Raw genomic sequence first — 23,245 nt, forward strand, 5'->3', positions numbered from 1 at the left:
CGCAGCGACACGCTTCCCGATGGCCGGTGCAAGGGGCAGCAGCGCGGCTTCTACCTGCGGTTCTGCTTGGATACGGATGGGTTGGAAGATCTCACGCACCATCACTCGCGCGGCGCAGTGCGCGGGGCGCCGGCCTGCGACGTGCTGAACTGCGGTCCGCCCGATGAGTGAGTACGTGTTCCCGTTCGGGACGGGAATGCCTCGCCGATGCGAAGGCGGGCAAGCCTCACCGGCCGCCGTGCACCGATGCCCGGCCGGGGTGGATTCCACCGCATGACGATCGGATCCCTTCGGCGCTCCCGTCAGCCCACGCCGATTCCATCCTCAGCGGTGCTCGGGGTTCTCAAAGTCGAAGCGGCAGCCGGCGTCCCACTCGGAGCGCTGGTTGCCGTGGGCCGGGATGCCGCCGGCGTCCTTGAGGATGCGGGCGAGGTGGAGTTGGTTCCAGGTCATGAAGGTGGTGTTGCGGTTGGTGAAGTCGTTCTCCGGCCCGCCCGAGCCCTCGTCCAGGTACGACGGCCCCGGGCCGGCCTCCCCCACCCAGCCGGCGTCGGCCTGCGGCGGGATGACATACCCCAGGTGCTGGAGGCTGTAGAGGACGTTCATCGCGCAGTGCTTCGCGCCGTCCTCGTTGCCGGTGATCAGGCAGCCGCCGACCCGGCCGTAGTAGGCGTACTGGCCGGAGGAGTTGAGCACGGACGAGCAGGCGTAGAGGCGCTCGATCACCTGCTTCATGACGGAGGAGTTGTCCCCCAGCCACACCGGTCCGGCCAGGGTCAGGATGTCGGCGGACATCACCTTGTTGTAGATGACCGGCCACTCGTCGGTCTCCCAGCCGTGTTCCGTCATGTCCGGCCACACGCCCGTGGCGATGTCGAGGTCGACCGCCCGTAGGACCTCGACCTGGACGCCCTGGCGTTCCAGGATGCCGCGGCTGACGTCGATCAGGCCCTGGGTGTGGCTGCGCTCCGGGGAGCGTTTGAGGGTGCAGTTGATCACCAGGGCGCTCAGGTCGGCGTAGGACGTGGCAGTGTCGGCCATGGGGACGGTCTCCTTCGGGCGGTGAGGGCGGGCCGGTGCCGCCCACCGTCCGCCGTTGCTCCCACTTCACCAGCCCCGGCGCGGGGGCGCTCGGTGTGCTCGGCCAGCCGCCTGACCGTCGTCCGCACGGCGGCGGGCGGGTGAGGGCTCGGGGGCCCGTCCTCCCGGTGCCCGCGCGGAGGTCTACGCGGAGGTCTACGCGGAGCCGTCCTCGCGCGGTTCGATCCGGAAGTCGAACGCCAGTGTCCCCGGGTCGACCGCGGTGATGCCTCCGTCGACCGTCAGGACCGCGCCGTTGACCAGGCTCGCGGCGGGCGAGAGCAGCCAGCTGATCACCTCGGCGACCTCGCGGGGCTCACCCGCACGGCCGGCGGGGGTGAGGCGGGTCGCCTGCTCGTAGGCCGCGTCGGCGCCACCGCTGAGCCCGGCCTCGTCCGCGAACCGGGCCATCCGCCGGTCGGCCATCTCGGTCCGCACCCAGCTGGGGCACACGATGTTCGCGCGCAGCCCCCGCGGGCCGTAGTCGACCGCGAGGGAGCGGCAGAGCTGGAGCAGCGCGGCCTTGGAGGTGGCGTACGCGGCGTTGCCGACCCCGTTGCGCAGGGCGGACACCGAGGCGACGGCGACGACCGCTCCGCGCGACGCCAGCAGGTGCGGGAGGGCGGCCCGCTGGAGCAGGAAGGGGCCGGTGAGGTTGGTACGCATGACGCTCTCCCAGTCCTCCAGGGAGAGGTCGCCGACGGCGCCGCCGCGTCCGATTCCCGCGTTGAGGACGAGACCGTCGAGCCGTCCGAACCTGGACACGGCCGTGTCCACGAGGTCCTGGACGTCGTCGGGCTCGGCGGTGTCCGAGGGGTGCGCCACGGCGCCGGTCTCCTCGGCGACGCGGTGCAGCGGCTCGGGCCGCCGCCCGGAGACGATCACATGGTGCCCCGCGGCGCGCAGCAGTCGGGCGGTCGCCTCGCCGATGCCCGTGCCGCCGCCGGTGACGATGACAACTCGCTGGTCGGCCATAGGTCTTCAGTCTCCGATGCAGGCTCAGATCGACGCGTGAACGCGGTGGACGCGGTGGACGCGCTGGACATCAAGATCATATGCATGGATGCTGCGCCGGGTGGGTCCATCCGGCAATGCTGCCCCACCCGGCCCTGGCGCCCCCGGGTGTGAGTAGTTGAGGTACAGAAAGTGCCGCTGAGATTGATCTTCGTCGGCTAGCACACCGTCCGGTGGTGCTGCTGGGGTTCGGCGATACCCGCCGAGTGGGGCGTCTCGGGTGGCTACGGTCCGCGTCGCGCGGGCGACATCACCGCCAGTGGCCCCGGCCAGGGCATGCGACCCTGGCCGGACCCCGGAGGCTGTCGAGGACGACGAGGATTGACGGCGGCGCACCCCGCCAGCTGGGCCACTCGTTGCATCCCGTGGAGGCCGGGCGCCCGACGCTCCGGGCCGAGGCGAGGAACGCCGAGCTGGGCTCAGCACTGGCTCAACGACCTCGCGGAGCCCTAGATGGCACCCTCCTGAACGGGAACCCGGGATTCCGGGTGGTCTGGATCACCGGCCGGGGCGGCGGCCCGCAGCGCCGCCTCAACCTGGCGGTTGCTGGTCATGGTCGACGTGACGGCGGTCATGGTGAGGAGGAGGCCGGCGGCGGTGTAGAGCGGGGTGCATACGTCGTAGGTGGTGGCCAGCCAGCCGCCGAGGAAGGCGCCGAACGGGGCGGCGCACATGCCGAGCATGCGGGAGGTGGAGGCGACCCGGCCCATCAGGTGGGCGGGGACGATCGCCTGTCGGAGGGAGGGGCCGAGTACCATCGTGGCGCCCATACCCGCTCCGCAGACGGCGAGCGCGAGGCCGGCGACGTACGGGTTCGGGGCGACGGCAAGGCCCAGGATGGCGAGTCCCTCGACTGCGGCCGTGCAGGTGAGCGCGGTGCCGGTGCCGAGTCGTCGGCCGAGGAAGGAGGCGATGCCCGCGCCGAGCAGACCGCCGGTGGCCTCCGCCGTGAGGAGCAGACCGAATCCGAAGGCGTCGATACCGAGACGATCGTGCGCGAAGAGGGCGAGTACGGTCTCCACGGCGAGGAAGGCGATGTTCCCGACCGCCGGACGCAGCGCGAGCCCGAGCAGCAACTGATCACGGAATACGTACGAGGCGCCGGCCCGCGCCTGCCGCAGCAGCGACTCACGGGCCTGCGGTACGGGCCGGGGTGCGGCGGGCAGCGACCGTACGAGCAGTGCGGAGAGCGCGAACGACACCGCGTCGGCGAGCAGCGGAACCGCCCGCCCGAGCGCGAGCAGGGCACTGCCCGCAGGCGGCCCCGCGAAGCCGGACGCGGCGGTCTGGGCGCCGCGCAGGCGGGAGTTGGCGCGCTCCAGGAGCGCGGGGTCGCGGCCGAGCAGATCCGGCAGATAGGCCGTCGCGGCCGTGTCGAAGAAGAGTCCGCCGAGGCCGAGCAGGAAGGCGACGGCCGCGAGCAGTGGAATGCTCAGCACGTCGAGCGCGGCCGCTGCCGCCGGTATCGCGAGCAGCACCGCACGCGCCGCGTCCGTGACCCACATCGTGCGCCGACGGTCCCAGCGGTCCACCAGCGCACCGCCGAGCACCCCGAAGAGCAACCACGGCAGCGTTCCGGCGGCCGCGACGACGGCGAGCGCCATCGGATCCCGCGTCAACGTCAACGCGAGCAGCGGCAGCGCGGCATGCGACACCCCGTCACCGAGCGAGGACACCGTCTGCGCAGTCCACAGCCGTCCGAACCCGGTCGGCAACTTTCGAACGTCCGAAGTCACTTGGCGTCCCCTTCGGCCTGCTCGCGCGATGTCGGATGGAACAGTGCGAAGACGAGTGACGCGTCCGGCAGCGACGGATCGGACAGCTCCCGGTACTCGTCCGCCAGTGCGTGCAGCCGCGCCCCCAGCTCCGCGAACTGCTCCTCGGTGAGCCGCAGATGCGCCATCCGTACGTGCCGCTCGCCGTCCACCGGCGCCGCCTCCAGGTCCGCCACCGCATGCCGCATCAGCACATCCGGCCCTCCCTCGCCCGGATCCGGCAGCACGATCGCCCGAGCGGCCATCGCGTAGTACCGCTCGGTGACCCCCCGGACCTTCCGCGTTCGTACCACCTTCACCAGGCCGGCCCGCTCCAGCAGCCGTACGTGGTAGCTGGAACTCCCCTTCGCGAGGCCCACTCGCTCGGCGATCTGCGTGATCGTCGCGGGCTCGAAGCGGAGCACGGCCATGATCCGGTGCCGCGTGAGATTGGAAACGGCGCGTAGCTGCTCGTCAGTGGTGACGTGGAACGTCTCGGGAAGATCATCGGTAGGCATGTCCCTAATGGTCAACGATTCTTGACCATTAGGCAAGGGGTTTTGTTCGGGCTTCCGGAATCGACTGTCCAGCACGTGAGGCCTTCGCGCCTGCGCTCTCCTTCCCGACCTCGCTCGACCCGCACCCGGGCGGCCTCGCTCCGGCCGTCGCGGAAGCTCATCCGCACCGCCCAAGCCCTTGAGTCGTCAAGAAGCCTTCGTCTTCTGAAGATCCCTCCCGGAGGGTCACCCGACCCTCCGGGATCTTCAAACACCCAGGTCACTCAGGGGCCGGGGGCGGAGCCGACCTGCTCGCAGCCGAGCCGCGAGCCGACCGCCGGGGGTCGTGGTGTCCAGGTTCTCGTGCAGCGAGGTGAAGCCGATGCCGCGCTCGCGCAGCTCGGCGACCAGCGCGAACTGCGCGCCAGCGCTGTACCCCGCCGGCTCGACGCGCCCGCGAAGTAGACCAACCCGACCAAGGTCAATCCCAGCGGCACTCTCTGTACCTCGACCACTCACACCCGGCCCCGGAGCCTGTGCGGGCTCCTCCGCCGGGTTCCGGGATGTCCGTACCAGCAGATGGATATGACGGACCGGCCGAGCGCGACCGGGCCTGGCGGCCGGGCCGGCCCGACCGGGCCCGGCGGGACCGCTCGGGCGGGCCGGTCGGCCGCCTAACCCTGCGGCGCCTCGATCCGGACCTCCCCCGCCCCGCCCGCGAACTCCAGCAGCCGCCCGGCCTCCGCCTCGGCAGCCGCCGCGTCCGCCCGGCGCAGCGCCGCGAACGGGCGCACCCGGACGAGCCGGTCCGCCGAGCCCTCCCGGCCCTCCGTCAGCTCCCAGCTGCCCGCGACCAGTCCGTCCACCAGCAGAGTGCCCAGGACGATTCCGTTGTGGCTCATCACCCGGCCCCGGTACTCCTCCGGCAGCACCCTGGTGCGGTCGGCATGCGAGAGCAGCAGGTTGTCGAACGGCGCGACCAGCCGTACGGGGACGGGGGTGTCGGCATCGGGGCGCGGTGCATCGGGGAGGTCGTACAGCAGGCGGCCGTGCTCGTCCCGGAAGGTCATGAGCTGCGGGGCCAGCCGCTTGAGCACCTGGGTGAGCCGGGTCAGGCCGCACCACTTCTGCACGTCGGCGACGGTCGCGGGGCCGAACGCGGCGAGGTAGCGCAGCACCAGGTCGTCCAGAGCGGGGTCCTGATCGAGCGGGCGGCCGAGCCAGTGCTCGGCGGTGGTGTGCGCGGCCGGGCCGCCCCGGCCCCAGATCCCGCGCGGCGGTACCTGGACGAGCGGCAGGATGCAGCGCACGGCCTGGGCGAGGGCGGCCGGATCGCGCTCGGGCAGGCCAGCGCCGAGCAGCGCACCGAGCTGCTGGAAGGTCCGCGGCTGCTGTTCGACCAGCCTGCGCCCCTCGGCCGCCAGCTCACCGAGGTCCAGCCCGGCCAGGTATCTTCCATAGTTGCTGCGCAGCGCCTGGTCGAGCACCGGCTGCACGAGCGGGCGCAGCGTCAGGCAGTCGGCTGCGGTGACCAGGTGGATGGTGCCGCGCTGGAGAGCGGTCCGGACCACCTCGCGGCGCTCGATCAGCTCGGTCAGCGCGCCGGGGGTGAAGCCCTCCAGGCGGGCCCAGAGCCCGAGGTACGGCGGCTGCGGGGCCGCCTGTGCCTGCATGCCGACCAGGTGCTCGACCATCGCGGCCGGCGGGACGGCGGCGCGTTCGATCAGGTGCTGGCGAGCCAGCAGGGCCCGGCCGAGCGCCCGGGTGCTGAGCACGTCGGGTACATCGCCCGGTGAGACCGGTGCGGCCGGTGCGCCGGGCCGGCTCGGCGGCGGCTTGGCCATCAGTGCCCGTCCAGGAGGGAGCGCAGCACGGCGATGCGGTTGGTGGTGATCGAGTCGACCCCGGCCCGGCGCAGTCGCCGCATGGTGCGGCGCAGGTCGGCCGTCCAGGTGCTGACGGCCAGTCCGGCCTCGTGGGCGGCCGCGACGAATTCGGGCTCGGCCAGGCCGAACGGCGGGTTGAGGTAGCGCGGGCGCAGGTCCGCGAGCAGGGCCGGAGCGGGCAGGCGGGGCTGTGTCCAGGTGAGCGCGATCTCGGCGGCGGGGGCCAGCGCCCGGACGGCGAGCATCGCGGTGGCCGGGCCGCAGAAGCCGACCCGCTGCTCGGCGCCCAGGTCGGTGACGGCGGCCCAGGTGGCGGCCGCCGGGTGGGGGTCGTCCAGGTCGATGAGCAGGCGCGCGGACGGGGTCTCGGCGGCGGCCTTGAGGGCGTCGGCCAGGGTGGGCACCCGCAGGCCGGGGACGCCGACGCCGTCCAGTTGCTCCAGGGTGAGCGAGCGCAGCGGGCGCGGGTCGCGCCAGAGGCGTTCGAGGGTGTCGTCGTGCAGCAGGACGGGCACCCGGTCGCGGGTGAGCCGGACGTCCACCTCCACCGCGTCGGCGCCCGCCGCGAGGGCGGACTCGATGGAGGGCAGGGTGTTCTCGCGGTGGCGGTAGGGGTCACCCCGGTGGGCGACGGCGAGCACGCGCGGGGCCGGTCGGTCGGTGGCGGGCGCGGCGTGGTCGGTGGCGGGCGCGGGGCGGCCGGGGGCGGTCATCGGACGATTCCCGCGAGCCAGGGGGTGAGGGCGAGGTCGGTGACGGCCTCGCGGTAGGACGCCTCGCCGGGCACGGCGACCACCAGCGTGCAGGACGGCGGGAATGCCTTCCGCCGGACATGCGCCAGACCGCCCCAGACGGCGTCGAGGAACGGCGGGACACTGTCGCGCGGCACGTCGAAGGCGATGCCCTCGACCGTCACCACGGCCTCGTCGTGGACGAACAGACGGACGGTCAGGCCCGGAGCCCCGTCGATCTCCAGCAGGGCCTCGTGCGGTATCCCTTCGAGGTCGCCGGCCAGGCCCTCGGGCAGGAGCAGCCCGGCGAAGGTCTGGTCACGGCCGATGTCGTGGGTGGCGCGGACCGAGCGGCCGTGCCGGGCGGCCATGGCCTCCACCGCGAACACGGCGCTCTGGGTGGAGGGGAGGGACGGGTGGGACATGGGCACACGACCTCGATTCTGGCGGGAGTGGGGGCGGATTCGGTTCCGGCGGGACCGGCGGTCCGCGCGGCGGCGGCGCCGTCCACCGGGAGGACACGCACGCACGCTCGAAGTGCGGTACCACCCGGCCGGGGCGGCATCCGGCTGTTCGACTGTCCGGCCGACCGGCCGACCGGCCGTCAGCGGCGCTCGATCATCACATTGGTCGATTTGATCACGGCCGTCGCCGGCGCCCCGGCGACCAGGCGGAGCTCCTCCGCCGACTCGCGGCTGATCAGCGAGACCACCCGGAACGGCCCGGCCTGGATCTCCACCTGAGCGGCGACGTCCCCCAGGACGACGTGCGTCACGATGCCGGGGAACCGGTTACGGGCCGAGGACGGCCGGCCCTCGGCCTCGGCGTTCTCCGGGCGGGCCAGCTCTCGGGCGAAGGCGGCGAGCTGCGCGCCGGGGATGATCCGATGCCCGTGCTCGTCGCGTTCGGCGGCCACCCGTCCGGCGTCGACCCACCGCCTCATGGTGTCGGCGCTCACCCCGAGCATCGCTGCGGCCTCGCCGATGCGATACGGGTTGACCGGCGCGGACTGGCCCATGTTCGACTCCTGGCGGTGTGTCGGCGATCAACTGTCGCGGCCATCCTGCCGTATGCCACAGGCCGTCCGCGAAGCGGATCGCCGCGTCGACCGGTGGGCCCGGTCGGAGGAAGCCAACGGATCTTCGGCGCTATTTCCGATCTAAGCTGTACGAATCGGACATAGTTCGATCCGGACCGGACGTGGACCGCTCCGGAACGGACGGCTACGGGACCGGCGAAGCGGAAGGACGAGGACGATGACGCAGGGGGCGGAACGGGTGTCGTTCACCGAGTCCTACCCCGGCGAGCCGTACGCGCGCGAACCCCACCCGGTCGAGCCGTATTCGGACGTGCTGTACGAGGACGAGGACGAGGACGAGCCCTGCCGCGACAGGCGCTACGAGAGCAACATCGCGCCGCCCGCCCGCGAGCCGGTGTCCTGGCTCGCGGTGTGCGGCCGGGTCGCGGTCGCTCTGGTGGTGACGGCGGGCCTGGTCACGGCCCTCGCCCTCGGCACCCCGGCGCTCTCGCCCACCGGCGCCTCGCGGCCCCCGGACACCCCGCAGTCCTCCGACCACTCGAACTCCGTGAACTCCTCGGACGTCACCGATGACACGGGCAGCCGGCCGCCCGCCACGAGCGCCCGACGCTGAGCGGCCCGACGGGCCGACGGGCCGACCCCTCCCCGCCCCGCACCCGACGCCCGGCGGCCCACCGCCGAGCACGCGCCGGCCTACGGCTCGCCGAACAGATCCCGCCGGACGGCGTCGCAGGCGGTGAGCACGGCACCGCTGAGGACTGCACCCCCGCCGGCCGCGCCCGGCCTGACCTCGGCGCGCAGCGGCGACAGGGTCGCCAGCCGCCGCTCCACCCGGTCGGCCAGCTCGGCGCCGCCAGCGCGTCCGATCTCGCCGCCGAGCACCAGGCAGCCGGGGTCCAGCACCACGCAGACGGCGGCCGCGCCCAGCGCGATCCGCTCGGCGAGCGTGTCCAGGAAGGCTTCGCCGGACGGGCCGGCCGCGATCGCCGCCCGCACAGCGGCCTCGGCTGCGGGGGCGTCGCCCTCGGCGCGGGCGTCGATCTCTGCGAGGGCGCGGCCGTCCGCCGCCGGCAGGCCGTGGCTGCGGGCGAGCGCGCAGATGGCGGCGCTGCCGACCAGTGCGTGGAAGCCGCCCTCGCAGCCCGTGGCGCTGGGCAGCGAACCCGTACCGGGGACGGGCAGGAAGCCGATCTCGCCCGTGCCGCCGGAGGCGCCGCGCCGCAGCTTGCCGTCCAGCACGACGGCGGCGCCGACGCCCTGGCCGAGCCAGAGCAGGACGAAGGTGTCGCGGTCGCGCGCGGCTCCGATCCGGTGCTCGGCGACCGCCGCGAGGTTGACCTCGTTCTCCAGGATCAGGTCCGTGCCGGGCAGTTCGCCGAGCGCGGCGAGCAGCCCGGTGTGCCAGTCGGTCAGGGCGCCGGTGCTGTTGAGCCGCCCGGTCGCCGGGTCGACCAGGCCCGGGGCGCCGACCGCGACGGTGTGCAGGTGTCCGACGCCGGCCTCGCGAGCCGTGTCCAGCAGCGCCTGGACGGAACGTTCGGCCAGGTCGGACGCGCCCCCCGCGTGCGCGCCTCCCGCGCCATCCGCGTCGGACGCATCGGACGCGAACGCGCCGGCGGGCAGCTCGGCCGTGGCGAGCGTACGGCCCGCGAGATCGGCGACGACCAGGCTGACGCCGGCCTCGCGTACGTCGATCGCGGCGATGTGCGCACGGTCGGCGATCAGCGCGTACAGCCGGGCGTTCGGGCCCCGGCGCTGCTCGCCGCGCTCGCCGACGACGGCGACCAGGCCGGTGCGCTGGAGGCGTTCCAGCAGGTCGGCGACGGTCGGACGGGAGAGGCCGGTCAGGTCGCGCAGCTCGGTCGCGGTGAGCGGGCCCTGGTCGAGGAGCAGGTTGAGCGCCAACCGGTCGTTGATGGCGCGGGCGGTGCTCGGCGTGGCCGTGCGCGCGGTGGTCATGGGGATGCATCCTTCCAGAGGTTTCTATCAGGGTCCCTTCCTGATAGTTTATCGAACAGGGTCCGCACCACCCTGCACCCGCCTCTGCCCAGGACGGCCGGGACAGGCCCGGCATAGCAACAGCACCGACCCGCCCGACCAAGACGACACTGTCGCGCCTGCCACGCGATCCGGAGGGAGCGTCGAATGACCGAGCGCGTGAGAGACATCGCAAGAGACAGCGTGAGCAACGGAGCCATGACCGACAGCGCGACCGGGAGCCCGCACCCCGGCCTGGGGGACCCGCGCCGGGCCAGGATCGGCATCGCCCTGGTCTTCGCCCTGCACGGGGCCGTCACCGGCTCATTCGTCACGCGCATCCCCTGGCTCCAGGACCGCCTGGAGCTCAGCGCCGGGCAGCTCGGCCTGGCGCTGGTGATGCCGGCGATCGGCTCCTCGCTGGCCATGCCGCTCGCCGGCCGGCTCGTCCACCGCTACGGCGGCCGGGCGGCGGTGCGCGGGTTGCTGACGCTCTGGTGCCTGGCGCTTGCCCTGCCCGCGCTCTCCCCCTCCCTGCCTGTGCTCTGCCTGACCCTGCTGGTCTACGGCGCCACGGCGGGCATGGCCGATGTGGCGATGAACGCGCAGGGCGTGGTGATCGAGGAGCGGCTCGGCCGATCGATCATGTCCGGCCTGCACGGCATGTGGAGCGTGGGCGGCCTGCTCGCGTCCGCCTTCGGCATCCTGGCGGCGCACCAGGAGTTGGACGCCCGGCTCCAGCTGGCCGTCACCGCGCTCGTACTGGCCCTGGCCGGCCAGTTCGTCTGCCGCGGACTGCCCGGGCTGAGGCCGGACGCCACCGAGGAGGCCCCGCCGCGCTTCGCCCTGCCGCCGCGCAGCTCGCTCGTCATCGGCCTGGTCGGCTTCTGCGCCGTCTTCGCCGAGGGCGCCTCGATGGACTGGAGCGGCGTGTACCTGCGGGACGTCACCGGCTCCTCCGCCACCGTCGCGGCCGCCTCGTACACGGCCTTCGCCTGCACCATGGCCGTCAGCCGGCTGGCGGGGGACGCGGTGATCCGCCGGATCGGGCCGGTACGGGCGACCAGGATCAGCGGTGCGGTGGCCACGGTGGGCGGACTGCTGGTGGTCCTCGCGGATTCCCCGTACCTGGCGATCCCCGGCTTCGCGCTGATCGGGATCGGGATAGCGGTGGTCGTCCCGCTCGCCTTCGCGGCGGCCGGGCGGATCGGCGGCAACCCGAGCCAGTCCATCGCCGGCGTCGCGACCGTCACGTACACCTCCGGCCTGATCGCGCCCGCCGTGATCGGCGCGCTGGCCCAGGCCACCTCGCTGACCGTCTCCTTCGCCCTGGTGACCGCCCTCGCCGCCGCGCTGATCCTGGGCGCCGGTGCCCTGCGCCGGGCCGAGCCGGTCAGCACCCCGCCGACCGTGCGCGAGGTGCCGCTCGGCGTACCGGAGAGCAGCGGGAGCATCGGCGCGCAGGCCGTTAGGGAATGACCGCACGCCGGCTCGGTATGCCTATCGGCCGAGCCGATTTCAGGGACAATTGCGGCTGATATCGCGCGGGCAGCGGGCCGGCCCCGCGGATACCGGATGGAATCCGCGGGCGCGGCCGGCCGTGACACTCGACAGCGAGCACCCTTCGGCCACCACGCCCAAGGCACCCGCCCGTACACGACCCGACTGCCGCCACCGTCGCCGAATCCGCGCTCAGATCTCTCGACCGCCCCGGCCGAAGGCGGCGATTGGCAATTCGCTGCGATTCCCTCCCACCCCCGCGTCCGGTCCGTCCAGCGCGTCCGCGCACCCGCTGTCGGTGCGGCTTCGTCACCGGACGAGCACCCGCCGTCCGGGTTCCCGCGAGCTGCGGCCGGCCGGCCCCGGCCCGCTGCCCCGGCGCGAAAGTCGGCCGGGCCGACCTCCCGCTCCAGGCCGGCCCGGCAGCGGGCGCCGATACGGGACGGGCGCGGAACCGGACGCCCGACGCCGCCCGACGCCGCACGGGACGCGGGCCGCCGACCGGGTGGGGCAGGCATCGCGATCACCGGCGCCCACCGCGTCGCCTCCGGGCCCCCGCGCCCCTTCCGGGCCGCTCCGGCTTTCCGGCCACCCCGCAGCGGCCGTTAAGCTCGGGCGGTGCTCGCTCCCCCGCCCCCCGCGCCGCCCGGATCCGCGCTGCGCCGCGCGCTGCTCTCGCCCTGGGCCCGGCTCGCCCTGCTGGCCGTCCTGCTCCTGGCGGCGGCCGCCTCGCTGCTGCTCTGGGACCCGGCCGCACTGCTCTCCGGCGGCCTGGCCGCCACCGTCCCCGGGCTCTGGCAGGGCCCGGCGTTCGTCGGCGTGTACGCGCTGGGCACCCTCGCCTTCGTACCCCGCCCGGCGCTGAACGCCGCCGCCGGGCTGCTGCTCGGCATCGAGCAGGGCCTGCTGCTCGCCGTGCTCGGCACCACCCTGGGCGCGGCACTCGCGTTCGGCCTGGGCCGGCTGCTCGGCCGGGACGCGCTGCGCCCGCTCCTGCGGGCGCGGGCGCTGACCGTCCTGGACCTCAGGTTCACCGAACAGGGCTTCCGCAGCACCCTGCTGCTGCGGCTGTTCCCCGGACTGCCGTTCCAGGCGGGCAACTTCGCCGCCGCCTTCTCCGGCGTGCGGTTCGCGCCGTTCCTGACGGGCACGGCAATCGGCGTGGTGCCCGCCACGGCGGCCTACGTCGTGGCCGCCGCCAGCGCGAGTTCACCCGGCTCCGGGGCGTTCCTGGTCTCGGCCGGCGCGATCGCACTGATGGTCGTGCTCAGCGCGGTGTCACTGTGGCGCACCGCCCGGCGCCGCGGCCGACGCACTGACGTGGCGTCAACCTGAGGACGAGGAACCGGGCCGGCCGCGAACAGTGCCCGCGACGGCCGCGGCGAGGCGGTCCCGAACCCGGGATTCCGAAACCCGTCCGGACAATTGTGTGGCCACTGTCAGCGCGCTGCGCCACTATGGCCGCCATGACAACGACTGCACGCATCTATCCCCCCTCCGCCGGTGACGAGACGGCCATGCTCACGGCCTGGCTCGAGTTCCACCGGGCCACGCTCGCCGAGAAGTGCGAGGGCCTGTCCGACGACCAGCTCCGGCTGCGCTCGGTACCGCCCTCCAGTCTCTCCCTGCTGGGCCTCGTCCGGCACATGGCCGAGGTCGAACGGCACTGGTTCCGGAACATCCTGCGCGGGGAGAAGCTGCCCAGCCACTTCTGGTCGGAGCAGGACCCGGACGGCGACTTCGACAACGTCGACACCGCGGATGTCGCCGCGGACTTCGCCACCTGGCGGGCCGAGGTCGAGAGCGCCCGTGCGGCCGCGGCCGGTCTTCCGCTGGATACGGTGGGCAAAACGCTGCGCCACGAGCAGGAGGTGACGCTGCGCTGGATTCTGGTGCACGTGATCGAGGAGTACGCACGGCACAACGGTCATGCCGATCTGCTCCGTGAAGTCGTGGACGGCACCACCGGGGTATGAACCCCGGAGATCCAGGTTGACAGAAGGTCAATTGGTGGCTGACCAAGACCGATATGGTCTACGCGCGCAACCATCCGTCGAGCTGCGGCGTCGCAACAGATACCGGGGTTCATCCGGATTCGCGGCGCGCCACGACCCGTACGGCGGTCGCGAGCGGGCACCGGACCGGTGATCAGTGCGATACTCGGACAGTTCCGACGAGTGGATGACGTGTCAAAAGGACACGCGCACCCGGGCGGACGCGTACGGGACGAGACAGGGAGGCGCGGCATGGGAGCACTTCGCGACGAGCACCACAACGGGTGGCTGATGCCCTCCGGGAACTACCCGGCCGCGGTGTACGACGATCCGTGGGGCGACCAGGAGACCATGGCGTCCGGGCCGGCCCCTGCCAAGATCGTCTCGCTGCGTCCGACCGGATTCGAGGCCGCCAGGACCGTCGGCGAGCACATCCGCGCCAGCACCCCGGTGGTCATGGACCTGACCGAGATGGACGAGGCCGAGGCCAAGCGCATGGTCGACTTCGCCTCCGGTCTCATCTTCGGCACGTGCGGAGGGATCGAGCGGATCGCTCGCCGGGTCTTCCTCCTCACGCCCGCGGAGGTCGAGGTCATGGTGATCGACCGCCCGCTGGACGACACCGGCTTCTACAACCAGAGCTGAGCGGGGCCGCCGGAGCGGCACCGCAGACCCCACCGGGGACGGCAGCAGGACGCCGTCCCCGGTTTTTGCTGCCCGCACGCGGACGGATCGCCGCGGGTCTCGGGCCTCTCACCGCTCATCACCGCCCATCACCCCTCCCTGATGGACAGCTGCCTCAGTTGAGGCAGCTGAAAATACTCTGAGACATTCATGTCTCATCTGATCTACACTTGCAGCATGGCCACCGATCGTGACTCCGTCCTCGAAGCAGCAGTGGGCGTGCTCTCCCGCCGCCCGACCGCCCACCTGGACGAGATCGCCCGCGCCGCCGGCATCAGCCGCGCCACCCTGCACCGGATCTTCCCCGGACGCGACGCCCTGATCCGCGAGGTCGGCGCGCTCGGCCTGCGCAAGTTCGCCACCGCGCTGGACACCGCGGCCATCGAGGAGGGCGACGCCCACTCGGCCCTGCGCCGACTGGTGGACGCGGTCGTGCCGGACGCCGCGCTGTGCGCCTTCCTGGCCGGCGAGAACCAGCTCTACGACGACCCCGAGATCAACGAGCTCTGGGAGATCCAGGACGCCCGGGTCCGCGCACTGTTCCTGCGCGGGCAGCAGGAGGGCGTGTTCCGAATCGAGCTCTCGGCCGGGTGGCTCAGCGAAGCCTTCTTCGACCTGGTCGCCGGCGTCGGATGGGCCGTCCAGGACGGACGCCTGGCCCCTCGCGACAGTGCCTACTCGCTCGCCGAGCTCTTCCTCGGCGGCGCCCTCAGGAAGCCGAACACACCATGAGCAAGATCCTCAACGCCAGCCCGCGCCAGCGCTGGGTCGGCCTCGGCGTCCTCGTCCTGGCCGTCACCCTGGTCGCGCTCGACGCGACCGTGCTGTCACTGGCCATACCCTCCATCAGCGAGACCCTGCGCCCCAGCGGCACCCAGCTACTGTGGATCGGCGACGCCTACTCCTTCGTCCTGGCCGGCCTGCTGGTCAGCATGGGATCGCTCAGCGACCGGATCGGCCGCAAGAAGCTGCTGCTGACCGGCGCCTCGGCGTTCGGCGCCGCCTCGCTGCTGGCCGCCTACGCCCCCGGCCCCGGTTGGCTGATCCTGGCCCGGGCGCTGCTCGGCGTGGCCGGCGCCACCATCATGCCCTCCACCCTCTCGCTGATCCGCAGCCTCTTCCCGGACGCCCGCGAGCGGGCCACCGCCATCGGCATCTGGGGCGCGGCGGCCGCCGCCGGCGCGGCCCTCGGCCCGGTGGTCGGCGGGGTGCTGCTGGAGCACTTCTGGTGGGGCTCGGTGTTCCTGCTCAACATCCCGCTGGTGGTCCTGCTGCTGGTGCTCGGCGGCTGGCTGCTGCCGGAGTCCAGGGACCCGGAGCCGGGCAGCTGGGACCTGCCGAGCGTGCTGCTGTCCCTGGCGGGCGTCGTCGGCGTGGTGTACGCGATCAAGGAGGCCGCCGCGCACGGGCCCGCCCGCTGGGACGTCGCGGCCACCGCGGTGCTCGGCGCCTGCGCGCTGTTCGTCTTCGTCCGCCGCCAGCTGCGCCTGCCGGCCCCGCTGCTGGACGTCAGGCTGTTCGGCGACCGCCGGTTCACCGCCGCCGTCCTCTCCTCGCTGATCGCGCTGATCGGGCTCTCCGGCGTGGTGTTCGTGATGTCCCAGTACCTCCAGCTGGTGCGCGGGTACGAGCCGTTGCAGGCCGGACTCGCCGAACTGCCCGCCTTCGCGGGCGCGGTGGTCGGCGGTCTGCTGACCGCCAGGCTGGCCCGCAGGTTCGGCGCCAGGGCCTCGCTGACCTTCGGTCTGCTGGCCATGGGCCTGGGCGTCGGGGCGCTCGGCTGGGTGCACCAGGACAGCACCTACCTGCTGATCGCCGCCGCGTTCCTGACCGTCGGCACGGCCGAGGGCGTGGTCTACACGCTCTCCGCCGACGAGGTTCTGGGCGCGGCGCCCAGCGAGAAGGCGGGCGCCGCCTCCGCGGTCTCCGAGACGGCGTACGAGCTGGGCACCGCACTCGGCATCGCGATGGTCGGCTCGGTGGTCGGAGCGCTCTACGCCGGGGCGCTCACCGTCCCGGCCGGCACCGACCCCGCGGCGGCCGCGCAGGCCGGCGAGTCGATCGGCGGCGCAGTGGAGGCGGCCGGTTCGCTGCCTGCGCAGCTGGCCGGACCGCTGCTGACCAGTGCACGGGACTCCTTCGTCCACGGCCTGAACCTGGCCGCCTGGTTCGCCGGCGGGCTGCTGGTGGCCGCCTCGGGCCTGGCCCGGCTGCTGTTGCGGGGCCGGCCCGGCGCGGAGCGCCGGGAGCAGCAGAGCGCCCGCACGCAGGCCGGCGCCGGGACCGAACCCGGGGCGCGCGCGCCCGAGGCCTGGGAACCGGAGGCCCGAGAGCCCGAGGCACACGCGCGGGCCGGGGACGAACCGGAGGCACAGCGGCAGGACGCACGGCGGGTGGTGACACGACCGTGACGCGCGGCGGCCCCGAGCAGTGACACGCTCGGGGCCGCCACGACCACACCCGGCGGCGGTGCCCCGCACCCCGTACCTCAGGGACGCTCCGCGCTCAGCCGGCGATGCCGAGCGGGAGCTCCAGCTCCGCCCAGACCACCTTGCCCTCCCTGGTCGGGCGGCTCCCCCACCGGTGTGCCAACTCGCTGACCAGGTACATCCCGCGCCCGCCCTCGTCCTGCTCCGCGAACGGGCGCAGTTGCGGGGTCTGGCCACCGGCGTCGGCGACCTCCACCGTCAGCACCCGGTCGCGGAACAGCCGCAGCCGGCGCGGCGCGTCGGCGTGCAGCAGCGCGTTGGTGACCAGTTCGCTGACCATCAGCTCCGCGTAGTCGCAGAGCGCGGACAGGCCCCAGGCCTGGAGCGTGCGGCGGGTGAACTGGCGGGCCTCGGCGGGCAGCCGGCCGCCGCCGCGCAGCGGCAGGACGGCGAGCCGGTCGGTGGGGATGGGCAGCACCCGGGCCATGATCATCGCGATGTCGTCGTCCGTGCCGTCCGTGACCAGCGCGGACAGCACCGCGTCGCAGGACTCCTCCAGGGTGCGGCCGGGCCCGGAGAGCGTCCGGGAGAGCAGGTCGATGCCCTGGTCGAGGTCCTGGTCGCGGCGTTCGATCAGGCCGTCGGTGTAGAGCGCGACCGTGCCGCCCTCGGGGAGGGTGAACTCGATGCTCTCGAAGGCCACCCCGCCGACGCCGAGCGGCACCCCGGGCGGCAGCGGCACCCGCTTGGTGGTGCCGTCCGGTGCGACCCAGACCGGGGGCAGGTGCCCGGCGCCCGCCACCGTGACCATCCGGTCCACCGGGTCGTAGACCGCGCAGATGCAGGTCGCGAACTGGCCGTCGCCGATGCCGGACGCCGTCTCGTCCAGCCGGGTCAGAACCTGCTCGGGCGGCAGGTCGAGGGTGGCGAGCGTCCTGGCGACGGTGCGCAGCTGGCCCATCGTGGCGGCCGCCCGGATGCCGTGGCCCATCACGTCGCCGACCACCAGCGCGACCCGGCCGCAGGAGAGTGGCACCACGTCGAACCAGTCCCCGCCGACCTCGCTGGTCACACTGCTCGGCAGGTAGCGGTAGGCGATCTCCAGCCCGAGCGTGCGGTGGATCTCCTGCGGCAGCAGGCTGCGCTGCAGGGTGAGCGCGGTCTCCCGCTCGCGGCGGTAGAGCCGGGCGTTGTCGATGGCCAGTGCGGCCCGGGCGACCAGCTCCTCGGCGAGCGCCACGTCGGAGGCGGTGAACGGCTCCGGGTTTCGCATCCGGATGAACTCGGAGCCGCCCAGCACCATGCCCCGCGCCAGCAGCGGCACCATCAGGTACGAGTGGATGCCGGCCGCCATCCCGGGGGTGACCCGCTCCTCCGAGGAGACCAGGCTGCGCAGCACATCGGCGTTCACATGGCTGCGCAGCAGCGGGCGCCCGCTGCGCAGACACTGGCTGTAGGTGCGCGAGGAGTCGTACTCGGAGATCTCGCCGACGGCGTCGACCGCCAGGTCCATGCCGGACTCGTACGCCTCCCCGACCGCCACCGCGCGCAGCTTGAGCCCCTGGTCGGGGCCGAGCTGGGAGGGCTCCTCGCCCTGGAACACCGGGTCGAGCAGGTCGACGGTGGCGAAGTCCGCGAAGCGCGGGATGACGGCCTCGACCAGCTCCTCGGCGGTGCGCTTGAGGTCGAGGGTGGTGCCGATCCGGGCGGTGGCATCGGCGATGGTGGTCAGCCGCTCCTGCGCGCGGGCGGCCCGCGCCTCGGCCTGGAAGCGCTCGGTGACGTCGATGATGGACGAGCTGACGCCGAGCACCCGGCCGGTGGAGTCCTCCAACCGGTAGTAGGACGCCGACCAGGCCCGCTCGCGGCGCGGGTCACCGGGGGTGCGGCCGTGCGAGCGGGCGTCGACGACCGGCCGGCCGGTGATGATCACCTGCCGCATCACCTGCTCGATCTCGGCGCTGTTCACCCCCGGCAGGATCTCGCTGACCCGGCGGCCGAGGTGGTCGGCCACCGGCAGACCGTTGATCCGGGCGAGCGCGTCGTTGAGCCGCACGAAGCGCAGGTCGGTGTCGTAGACGGCCATCCCGATCGGTGACTGGGTGAAGATGCCGTCGAGGATCGCCAGGTCCGCCTCGACGTCGTGCAGGGCCTGGACGTCGGAGGCGGTGGCCAGCAGCAGCGGCTCGCCGCCGGGGCCCGCGATGGGGTAGGTGCGGAACTCCAGCCGGACGACGTGCCCGTCGCGGTGGCGCACCGGGAAGGTGCCGGACCAGCTCTGGCCGCTCATGATCCGCTCGAAGATGTCGAGCACTCGGGGCCGCTCCTCGTCGGTGACCAGCAGCTCTGCGGCATACATGCCGACGGCCTCCGTGGCCGGGTAGCCGAGCAGTGCCTCCGCGTCCTCGCTCCAGTGCAGGATGCGGCCGTCGCCCTGGACGAGGGCGGTGGCGAGCGGGACGAGGCGGTGGCCGTCCAGGCGTGCGGCATCGCCGCCCGCCGTGAACCGGCCGGCCTCGTCAGGTGCGTCCCACTCGAATCCGCCCATGATCAGGAAACCACCCACCTTGCGGCCCTCCCGGTCGGGGGCAGCCTGATGCCGATCGGGTACGACTCCAGACTGCACGGAGATCAGCGTGCCTGCGACCCCTCGTGGCCGGGTTTGGACCGGGCGATACCTTCTCGGGTCCGGGCGGTGGTCGGAGCCGGGGTCCGGGCGGATCGTGGTCCGGATGCATCGTGGCCCGGATGCGTCGTGGCCCGGGCGGTGGCTCAGCCGAGGTCGGGCTCGGCAGGCTGCGTGGCTGAGCCGAGGGCGGCGCCGAGGGCGGAGTCGAGCAGGCGGGCCCACTGGCGGACCACGCCGGACCGGCGGGCGCTGTCGTCGGTGAGCAGGTTCGCCAGGCCCAGGCCCCGGGCCATGTCCATGGTGGCCTGGACGGTCTCGCGGACACCGGGCGTGCTCTCGTCCGCGCCGAGGAAGTCGACGGCCGCGCGGTGTGACTCCCGGCCGACGTGGTTCTCCAGCCCGACGATCCGCTCGCGCAGCGGCGCCTCGGTGGCGGCGGCCACCCACAGGTGCAGGGCGGCCCGGAACAGCGGGCCGGTGTAGAGCCGGACGATCATGTCGACGACGGCCTCGGTACGCTCCGGCCCCCGGGCCGGCAGCTCGTCCGCGTGGGCACGGACGGCCGCCAGCCGCTCGGCCGTGACGTGCTCGACGGCCGCGGTGAAGAGGTCCTCCCGGGTCGGGAAGTGGTGCTGGGCCGCGCCCCGGGAGACCCCGGCGCGCTCGGCGACCACCGATACCGTGCTGCCGTTCCAGCCCAGCTCGGCGAGGCATTCCACCGCCGCTTCCAGCAGCCTGCGGCGGGTGGCGCGGCTGCGGTCCTGCTGGGGCGTGCGGGCGGCGGCGGTGCTCATCTGCGGTTGCGGTCCCTGTGGGTGCGGGCGGGTCCTGCCTGGTCGGCCCCTGATACTGCCAGATCGGACCCGGCCGGACCTCCCGCGACCACCGACCGCGCCGCCGCCGCAGCCGCCGGTGCCGACACTGCCGCGTAAGCCGTCACCACGCCGGGCACCGCCGGCTCAGCCCACGGCCGGGCGGTCGCGCTCACGCAGCTCCCGGCGCAGGATCTTGCCGCTCGCGGACTTGGGCACGACGTCCAGGAACTCCACCGCCCTGACCTTCTTGTACGGCGCGACCTGCGCGGCGACGAACTCGGCCACCTGCTGCTCGGTCAGTGCGCTTCCGGGGGCCCGGACCACGAAGGCCTTGGGCCGTTCCACGCCGTCGCCGTCGTAGCTGCCGATCACGGCGGCGTCGGCGATCTGCGGGTGGGTGAGCAGCAGCGCCTCCAGTTCGGCGGGGGCGACCTGGTAGCCCTTGTACTTGATCAGCTCCTTCACCCGGTCGACGATGAACAGGTAGCCGCGCTCGTCGACGTACCCGATGTCGCCGGTGTGCAGCCAGCCGTCCTCGTCGACCGTGGCGGCGGTGTCGGAGGGCCGGGCGAAGTACCCCTTCATCACCTGCGGCCCGCGGATCAGGATCTCGCCGCTCTCCCCCACGCCCAGGTCCGCGCCGGGTACGTCCAGGGAGGCCACCCGCAGCTCGGTGGACGGCACCAGCTTGCCGACCGAGCCGCGCGCGGGCTCCGGGTCGTGCGGGGACATCACATGGGTGACGGGCGACAGCTCCGTCATGCCGTAGCCCTGCAGGACCCTCGGCAGCCCGAGGCGGCGGGCGCAGAGGTCGCCGAGGTCGGCGTCCAGCGGCGCGGCGGCGCAGAGGACGTGCCGCAGCGAGGAGAGGTCGTACTGCTCAACCAGCGGGTGCTTGGCCAGCGCCAGGACGATCGGCGGGGCGACGATCAGGCCCTCGACGCGCTGCTCCTGGATGGTGCGCAGGAACTGTTCGAGGTCGAAGCGGGGCAGGACGACGACGGTCGCGCCGCAGCGCAGCGGCTGGTTGAGCAGCGCGGCCAGGCCGTAGATGTGGAAGAAGGGGAGCACGGCGAGGATCCGCTCGCCGACGGCGGGGCGGTAGAGCGGGTCGGTCTGGGCGAGGTTGGTGGCGATGGAGCGGTGGGTGAGCATCACGCCCTTGGGCAGGCCGGTGGTGCCGCTGGAGTACGGCAGGACGGCTATGTCGGCGGCCGGGTCGATCCGCGGCTGCGGCTCGGGGGCGGTGGAGGCCATCAGGTCGGCGAGCGAGCGGTGGCCCTCGGCGCCGTCGCAGACGATGATCTCCCGGATCGGCCGCCCCTCCGCGGCGAGCTTCCCCGCGGCCTCCCGGGCCACGGGCAGGAACGGCGAGACGGTGATGATCCAGCTCGCCCCGCTGTCCGCGAGCTGGCCGGCCAGCTCACCGGCGGTGGCGAGCGAGGAGACCGTGGTGACGGTGGCGCCGGCCATGGTCGCGCCGAAGAACGCGATCGGGTAGGCGGTGGTGTTGGGGCTGTGGAGGGCGATCACGTCCCTGGGCCGCACACCCGCCTCGGCCAGCCCGGCGGCGACCCTCCGGGTGGCCGCGGCGAGGCGGGCGTAGCTGATGCTCTCGCCGGTGATGCCGTCGATCAGGGCGGGGGTGTCCGGGTGCCGGACGGCCGAGCCGAGGACTGCGTCGTGGATGGGCAGGGCGACACTCTCGACATCGGGGTACTCGCTGTGGAACACCATGCGCGTCTCCTGGTTCGATGCTGACGACTGCTCACAGCGTGCCCACCGGCGCCGCCCTCGAACAGTGGCCGGGCGGGGTCGGCCGGTACCCGCCGGTACCCGTCCGTCCCGGACCGTCCCGGACCGTCCCGGACCGGCAGGGTACGGACGCGCCGGCAGGGTACGGGCGGGGGCGAGTACCCGGCAGGGTGGCGCCCGGCCTCAGTAGGAGCGGGGCAGTCCCAGGGTGTGCTGGGCGACGTAGTTCAGCACCATCTCGCGGCTCACCGGCGCGACCCGGCCGACCCTGGTCGCGGCCAGCAGCGCGCCGAGCCCGTACTCCTGGGTGAGGCCGTTGCCGCCCAGGGTCTGCACCGCCTGGTCGACGGTCCGGGCAGCGGCCTCGCCCGCCGCGTACTTGGCCATGTTGGCGGCCTCGCCGGCGCCCAGGTCGTCACCCGCGTCGTAGAGGTGGGCGGCCTTCTGGGTCATCAGGCGGGCGAGTTCGATCTCGATGGCGCACTGGGCCAGTGGGTGGGCCAGGCCCTGGTGGGCGCCGATCGGCGTGTCCCAGACGGTACGGGTCTTGGCGTAGTCGACGGCCTTGCCGAGGGCCTGGCGCGCCAGGCCCAGGGAGAAGGCGGCGGTCATGATGCGCTCGGGGTTGAGGCCGGCGAAGAGCTGGAGCAGCCCGGCGTTCTCGTCACCGACCAGGGCGTCGGCGGGCAGCCGGACGTCGTCCAGGAAGACCTGGAACTGCTTCTCCGGGGCGACGAGTTCCATCGGGATCGGCCGGTACTCGAAGCCGGGGGTCTCGCGCGGGACGACGAACAGGGCGGGCTTGAGCTTGCCCGTCCTGGCGTCCTCGGTGCGGGCGACGAAGAGCACCGCGTCGCAGTGGTCGATGCCGGAGATGAAGACCTTGCGGCCGGAGAGCAGCCAGTCCTCGCCGTCGCGGCGTGCGACGGTCGAGATGCGGTGGGAGTTGGAGCCGGCGTCGGGCTCGGTGATGCCGAAGGCCATGCGCCGGGTGCCGTCGGCGAGGCCGGGCAGCCAGCGCTGCTTCTGCTCGTCGGTGCCGTAGCGGGCGATGACGGTGCCGCAGATCGCGGGCGAGACGATCAGGAGCAGCAGCGGGCAGCCGGCGGTGCCGAGTTCTTCGAGCACGATCGCGAGGTCGGCGATGCCGCCGCCCCCGCCGCCGTACTCGGCGGGCAGGTTGACGCCGAGGTAGCCCAGCTTCCCGGCCTCCGACCAGAGTTCGTCGGCGGGCTCGCCCGCGCGGGCCTTGGCCAGGTAGTACGCGGAGCCGTAGCGGCGGCCGAGGTCGCCGACGGCCTGACGCAGGGCCTGGCGTTCGCTGCTCTCGACCAGCGGGCCCTGCGGTGCGACGGCGGCGGTGGCGGAGGTAGCGGAGGTGGCGCTGGCGGCGGTGGTACGCGGTGCGGGCATGCCGGGTCCTTCCGGGCGTGAGGGGTGCGGCGGAGGGGGTGCGGGCGT

20 protein-coding genes are annotated in these 23,245 nt (G+C 73.4%); 7 read left to right on the forward strand and 13 right to left on the reverse strand.

The window, feature by feature from the left end; genetic code table 11:
• Window positions 1-324: 324 nt before the first annotated feature.
• The 8 genes from ACIBH3_RS15320 to ACIBH3_RS15355 form a co-directional block, all read right to left on the reverse strand.
• Window positions 325-1,041 carry a flavodoxin family protein gene (locus ACIBH3_RS15320; protein WP_396312437.1) on the reverse strand — a complete coding sequence of 239 codons (717 nt, stop codon included), beginning with the start codon at window positions 1,039-1,041 and terminating at the stop codon, window positions 325-327.
• A gap of 195 nt (window positions 1,042-1,236) precedes the next feature.
• On the reverse strand, window positions 1,237-2,055 hold the full coding sequence (locus tag ACIBH3_RS15325) for an SDR family NAD(P)-dependent oxidoreductase (RefSeq protein WP_396312438.1): 819 nt from the start codon (window positions 2,053-2,055) through the stop codon (window positions 1,237-1,239).
• 488 nt (window positions 2,056-2,543) lie between these two features.
• Window positions 2,544-3,830 (reverse strand): MFS transporter, encoded by a 1,287-nt coding sequence (locus tag ACIBH3_RS15330; protein WP_396312439.1) that lies wholly within the window; start codon window positions 3,828-3,830, stop codon window positions 2,544-2,546.
• On the reverse strand, window positions 3,827-4,366 hold the full coding sequence (locus ACIBH3_RS15335; protein WP_396312440.1) for an ArsR/SmtB family transcription factor: 540 nt from the start codon (window positions 4,364-4,366) through the stop codon (window positions 3,827-3,829). Before ACIBH3_RS15335 ends, ACIBH3_RS15330 begins: the two co-directional genes overlap by 4 nt.
• 653 nt (window positions 4,367-5,019) lie before the next feature.
• Window positions 5,020-6,189, reverse strand: coding sequence for a winged helix DNA-binding domain-containing protein (locus ACIBH3_RS15340; RefSeq protein ID WP_396312441.1), 1,170 nt, complete (start codon window positions 6,187-6,189; stop codon window positions 5,020-5,022).
• Entirely contained in the window at window positions 6,189-6,944 is a 756-nt protein-coding gene (locus ACIBH3_RS15345) for a glycerophosphodiester phosphodiesterase (protein ID WP_396312442.1), read from the reverse strand. The genes ACIBH3_RS15340 and ACIBH3_RS15345 overlap by 1 nt, the downstream gene beginning before the upstream one ends.
• A complete protein-coding gene (locus ACIBH3_RS15350) occupies window positions 6,941-7,387 on the reverse strand; it encodes a hypothetical protein (RefSeq protein WP_396312443.1) in 447 nt (148 codons plus the stop codon). Before ACIBH3_RS15350 ends, ACIBH3_RS15345 begins: the two co-directional genes overlap by 4 nt.
• 179 nt (window positions 7,388-7,566) lie before the next feature.
• Window positions 7,567-7,980, reverse strand: a complete 414-nt coding sequence (locus tag ACIBH3_RS15355) for a molybdopterin-binding protein (RefSeq protein WP_396312444.1) — start codon at window positions 7,978-7,980, stop codon at window positions 7,567-7,569.
• Between the two features lie 238 nt (window positions 7,981-8,218).
• On the opposite strand from ACIBH3_RS15355, the gene ACIBH3_RS15360 reads away from it, so the two are divergent.
• Window positions 8,219-8,614, forward strand: coding sequence for a hypothetical protein (locus ACIBH3_RS15360; protein WP_396312445.1), 396 nt, complete (start codon window positions 8,219-8,221; stop codon window positions 8,612-8,614).
• Window positions 8,615-8,694: 80 nt separating this feature from the next.
• On the opposite strand, the gene ACIBH3_RS15365 is transcribed toward ACIBH3_RS15360, so the two are convergent.
• Window positions 8,695-9,960 carry an ROK family transcriptional regulator gene (locus tag ACIBH3_RS15365; protein ID WP_396312446.1) on the reverse strand — a complete coding sequence of 422 codons (1,266 nt, stop codon included), beginning with the start codon at window positions 9,958-9,960 and terminating at the stop codon, window positions 8,695-8,697.
• Between the two features lie 237 nt (window positions 9,961-10,197).
• On the opposite strand from ACIBH3_RS15365, the gene ACIBH3_RS15370 reads away from it, so the two are divergent.
• The 6 genes from ACIBH3_RS15370 (at window position 10,198) to ACIBH3_RS15395 (ending at window position 16,567) form a co-directional block, all read left to right on the forward strand.
• Window positions 10,198-11,457: an MFS transporter gene (locus tag ACIBH3_RS15370; RefSeq protein ID WP_396312530.1), complete on the forward strand. Its 1,260-nt coding sequence runs from the start codon at window positions 10,198-10,200 to the stop codon at window positions 11,455-11,457.
• 639 nt (window positions 11,458-12,096) lie between these two features.
• Entirely contained in the window at window positions 12,097-12,813 is a 717-nt protein-coding gene (locus ACIBH3_RS15375; RefSeq protein ID WP_396312447.1) for a TVP38/TMEM64 family protein, read from the forward strand.
• Window positions 12,814-12,944: 131 nt separating this feature from the next.
• Complete coding sequence (locus ACIBH3_RS15380; RefSeq protein ID WP_396312448.1) at window positions 12,945-13,454, forward strand: DinB family protein; 510 nt, start codon at window positions 12,945-12,947, stop codon at window positions 13,452-13,454.
• 270 nt (window positions 13,455-13,724) lie between these two features.
• Window positions 13,725-14,117: a cell division protein SepF gene (locus ACIBH3_RS15385; protein WP_396312449.1), complete on the forward strand. Its 393-nt coding sequence runs from the start codon at window positions 13,725-13,727 to the stop codon at window positions 14,115-14,117.
• Window positions 14,118-14,333: 216 nt separating this feature from the next.
• Window positions 14,334-14,888 carry a TetR/AcrR family transcriptional regulator gene (locus ACIBH3_RS15390; RefSeq protein WP_396312450.1) on the forward strand — a complete coding sequence of 185 codons (555 nt, stop codon included), beginning with the start codon at window positions 14,334-14,336 and terminating at the stop codon, window positions 14,886-14,888.
• Window positions 14,885-16,567, forward strand: coding sequence for an MFS transporter (locus ACIBH3_RS15395; RefSeq protein ID WP_396312451.1), 1,683 nt, complete (start codon window positions 14,885-14,887; stop codon window positions 16,565-16,567). The genes ACIBH3_RS15390 and ACIBH3_RS15395 overlap by 4 nt, the downstream gene beginning before the upstream one ends.
• Before the next feature lie 94 nt (window positions 16,568-16,661).
• On the opposite strand, the gene ACIBH3_RS15400 is transcribed toward ACIBH3_RS15395, so the two are convergent.
• From ACIBH3_RS15400 to ACIBH3_RS15415, 4 genes are all read right to left on the reverse strand, one after another.
• Window positions 16,662-19,211 carry a SpoIIE family protein phosphatase gene (locus ACIBH3_RS15400; protein WP_396312452.1) on the reverse strand — a complete coding sequence of 850 codons (2,550 nt, stop codon included), beginning with the start codon at window positions 19,209-19,211 and terminating at the stop codon, window positions 16,662-16,664.
• A gap of 146 nt (window positions 19,212-19,357) precedes the next feature.
• Window positions 19,358-20,008, reverse strand: a complete 651-nt coding sequence (locus tag ACIBH3_RS15405) for a TetR/AcrR family transcriptional regulator (protein WP_396312453.1) — start codon at window positions 20,006-20,008, stop codon at window positions 19,358-19,360.
• A 165-nt stretch (window positions 20,009-20,173) separates the two neighbouring features.
• Window positions 20,174-21,766: a 4-coumarate--CoA ligase family protein gene (locus ACIBH3_RS15410; RefSeq protein WP_396312454.1), complete on the reverse strand. Its 1,593-nt coding sequence runs from the start codon at window positions 21,764-21,766 to the stop codon at window positions 20,174-20,176.
• A gap of 201 nt (window positions 21,767-21,967) precedes the next feature.
• A complete protein-coding gene (locus ACIBH3_RS15415) occupies window positions 21,968-23,197 on the reverse strand; it encodes an acyl-CoA dehydrogenase family protein (protein WP_396312455.1) in 1,230 nt (409 codons plus the stop codon).
• Window positions 23,198-23,245 lie beyond the last annotated feature (48 nt).

This window comes from Kitasatospora sp. NPDC050543, assembly GCF_044457565.1.
Lineage (GTDB): Bacteria > Actinomycetota > Actinomycetes > Streptomycetales > Streptomycetaceae > Kitasatospora.

Bases quoted from the DNA above. Each gene is read 5' to 3' on its own strand.
- ACIBH3_RS15405 (WP_396312453.1), bottom strand. From the start codon at position 20,008: ATGAGCACCGCCGCCGCCCGCACGCCCCAGCAGGACCGCAGCCGCGCC.
- ACIBH3_RS15385 (WP_396312449.1), top strand. From the start codon at position 13,725: ATGGGAGCACTTCGCGACGAGCACCACAACGGGTGGCTGATGCCCTCC.
- ACIBH3_RS15345 (WP_396312442.1), bottom strand. From the start codon at position 6,944: ATGACCGCCCCCGGCCGCCCCGCGCCCGCCACCGACCACGCCGCGCCC.
- ACIBH3_RS15410 (WP_396312454.1), bottom strand. From the start codon at position 21,766: ATGGTGTTCCACAGCGAGTACCCCGATGTCGAGAGTGTCGCCCTGCCC.
- ACIBH3_RS15325 (WP_396312438.1), bottom strand. From the start codon at position 2,055: ATGGCCGACCAGCGAGTTGTCATCGTCACCGGCGGCGGCACGGGCATC.
- ACIBH3_RS15365 (WP_396312446.1), bottom strand. From the start codon at position 9,960: ATGACCACCGCGCGCACGGCCACGCCGAGCACCGCCCGCGCCATCAAC.
- ACIBH3_RS15320 (WP_396312437.1), bottom strand. From the start codon at position 1,041: ATGGCCGACACTGCCACGTCCTACGCCGACCTGAGCGCCCTGGTGATC.
- ACIBH3_RS15370 (WP_396312530.1), top strand. From the start codon at position 10,198: ATGACCGACAGCGCGACCGGGAGCCCGCACCCCGGCCTGGGGGACCCG.
- ACIBH3_RS15355 (WP_396312444.1), bottom strand. From the start codon at position 7,980: ATGGGCCAGTCCGCGCCGGTCAACCCGTATCGCATCGGCGAGGCCGCA.
- ACIBH3_RS15335 (WP_396312440.1), bottom strand. From the start codon at position 4,366: ATGCCTACCGATGATCTTCCCGAGACGTTCCACGTCACCACTGACGAG.
- ACIBH3_RS15360 (WP_396312445.1), top strand. From the start codon at position 8,219: ATGACGCAGGGGGCGGAACGGGTGTCGTTCACCGAGTCCTACCCCGGC.
- ACIBH3_RS15390 (WP_396312450.1), top strand. From the start codon at position 14,334: ATGGCCACCGATCGTGACTCCGTCCTCGAAGCAGCAGTGGGCGTGCTC.
- ACIBH3_RS15340 (WP_396312441.1), bottom strand. From the start codon at position 6,189: ATGGCCAAGCCGCCGCCGAGCCGGCCCGGCGCACCGGCCGCACCGGTC.
- ACIBH3_RS15415 (WP_396312455.1), bottom strand. From the start codon at position 23,197: ATGCCCGCACCGCGTACCACCGCCGCCAGCGCCACCTCCGCTACCTCC.
- ACIBH3_RS15380 (WP_396312448.1), top strand. From the start codon at position 12,945: ATGACAACGACTGCACGCATCTATCCCCCCTCCGCCGGTGACGAGACG.
- ACIBH3_RS15350 (WP_396312443.1), bottom strand. From the start codon at position 7,387: ATGTCCCACCCGTCCCTCCCCTCCACCCAGAGCGCCGTGTTCGCGGTG.
- ACIBH3_RS15395 (WP_396312451.1), top strand. From the start codon at position 14,885: ATGAGCAAGATCCTCAACGCCAGCCCGCGCCAGCGCTGGGTCGGCCTC.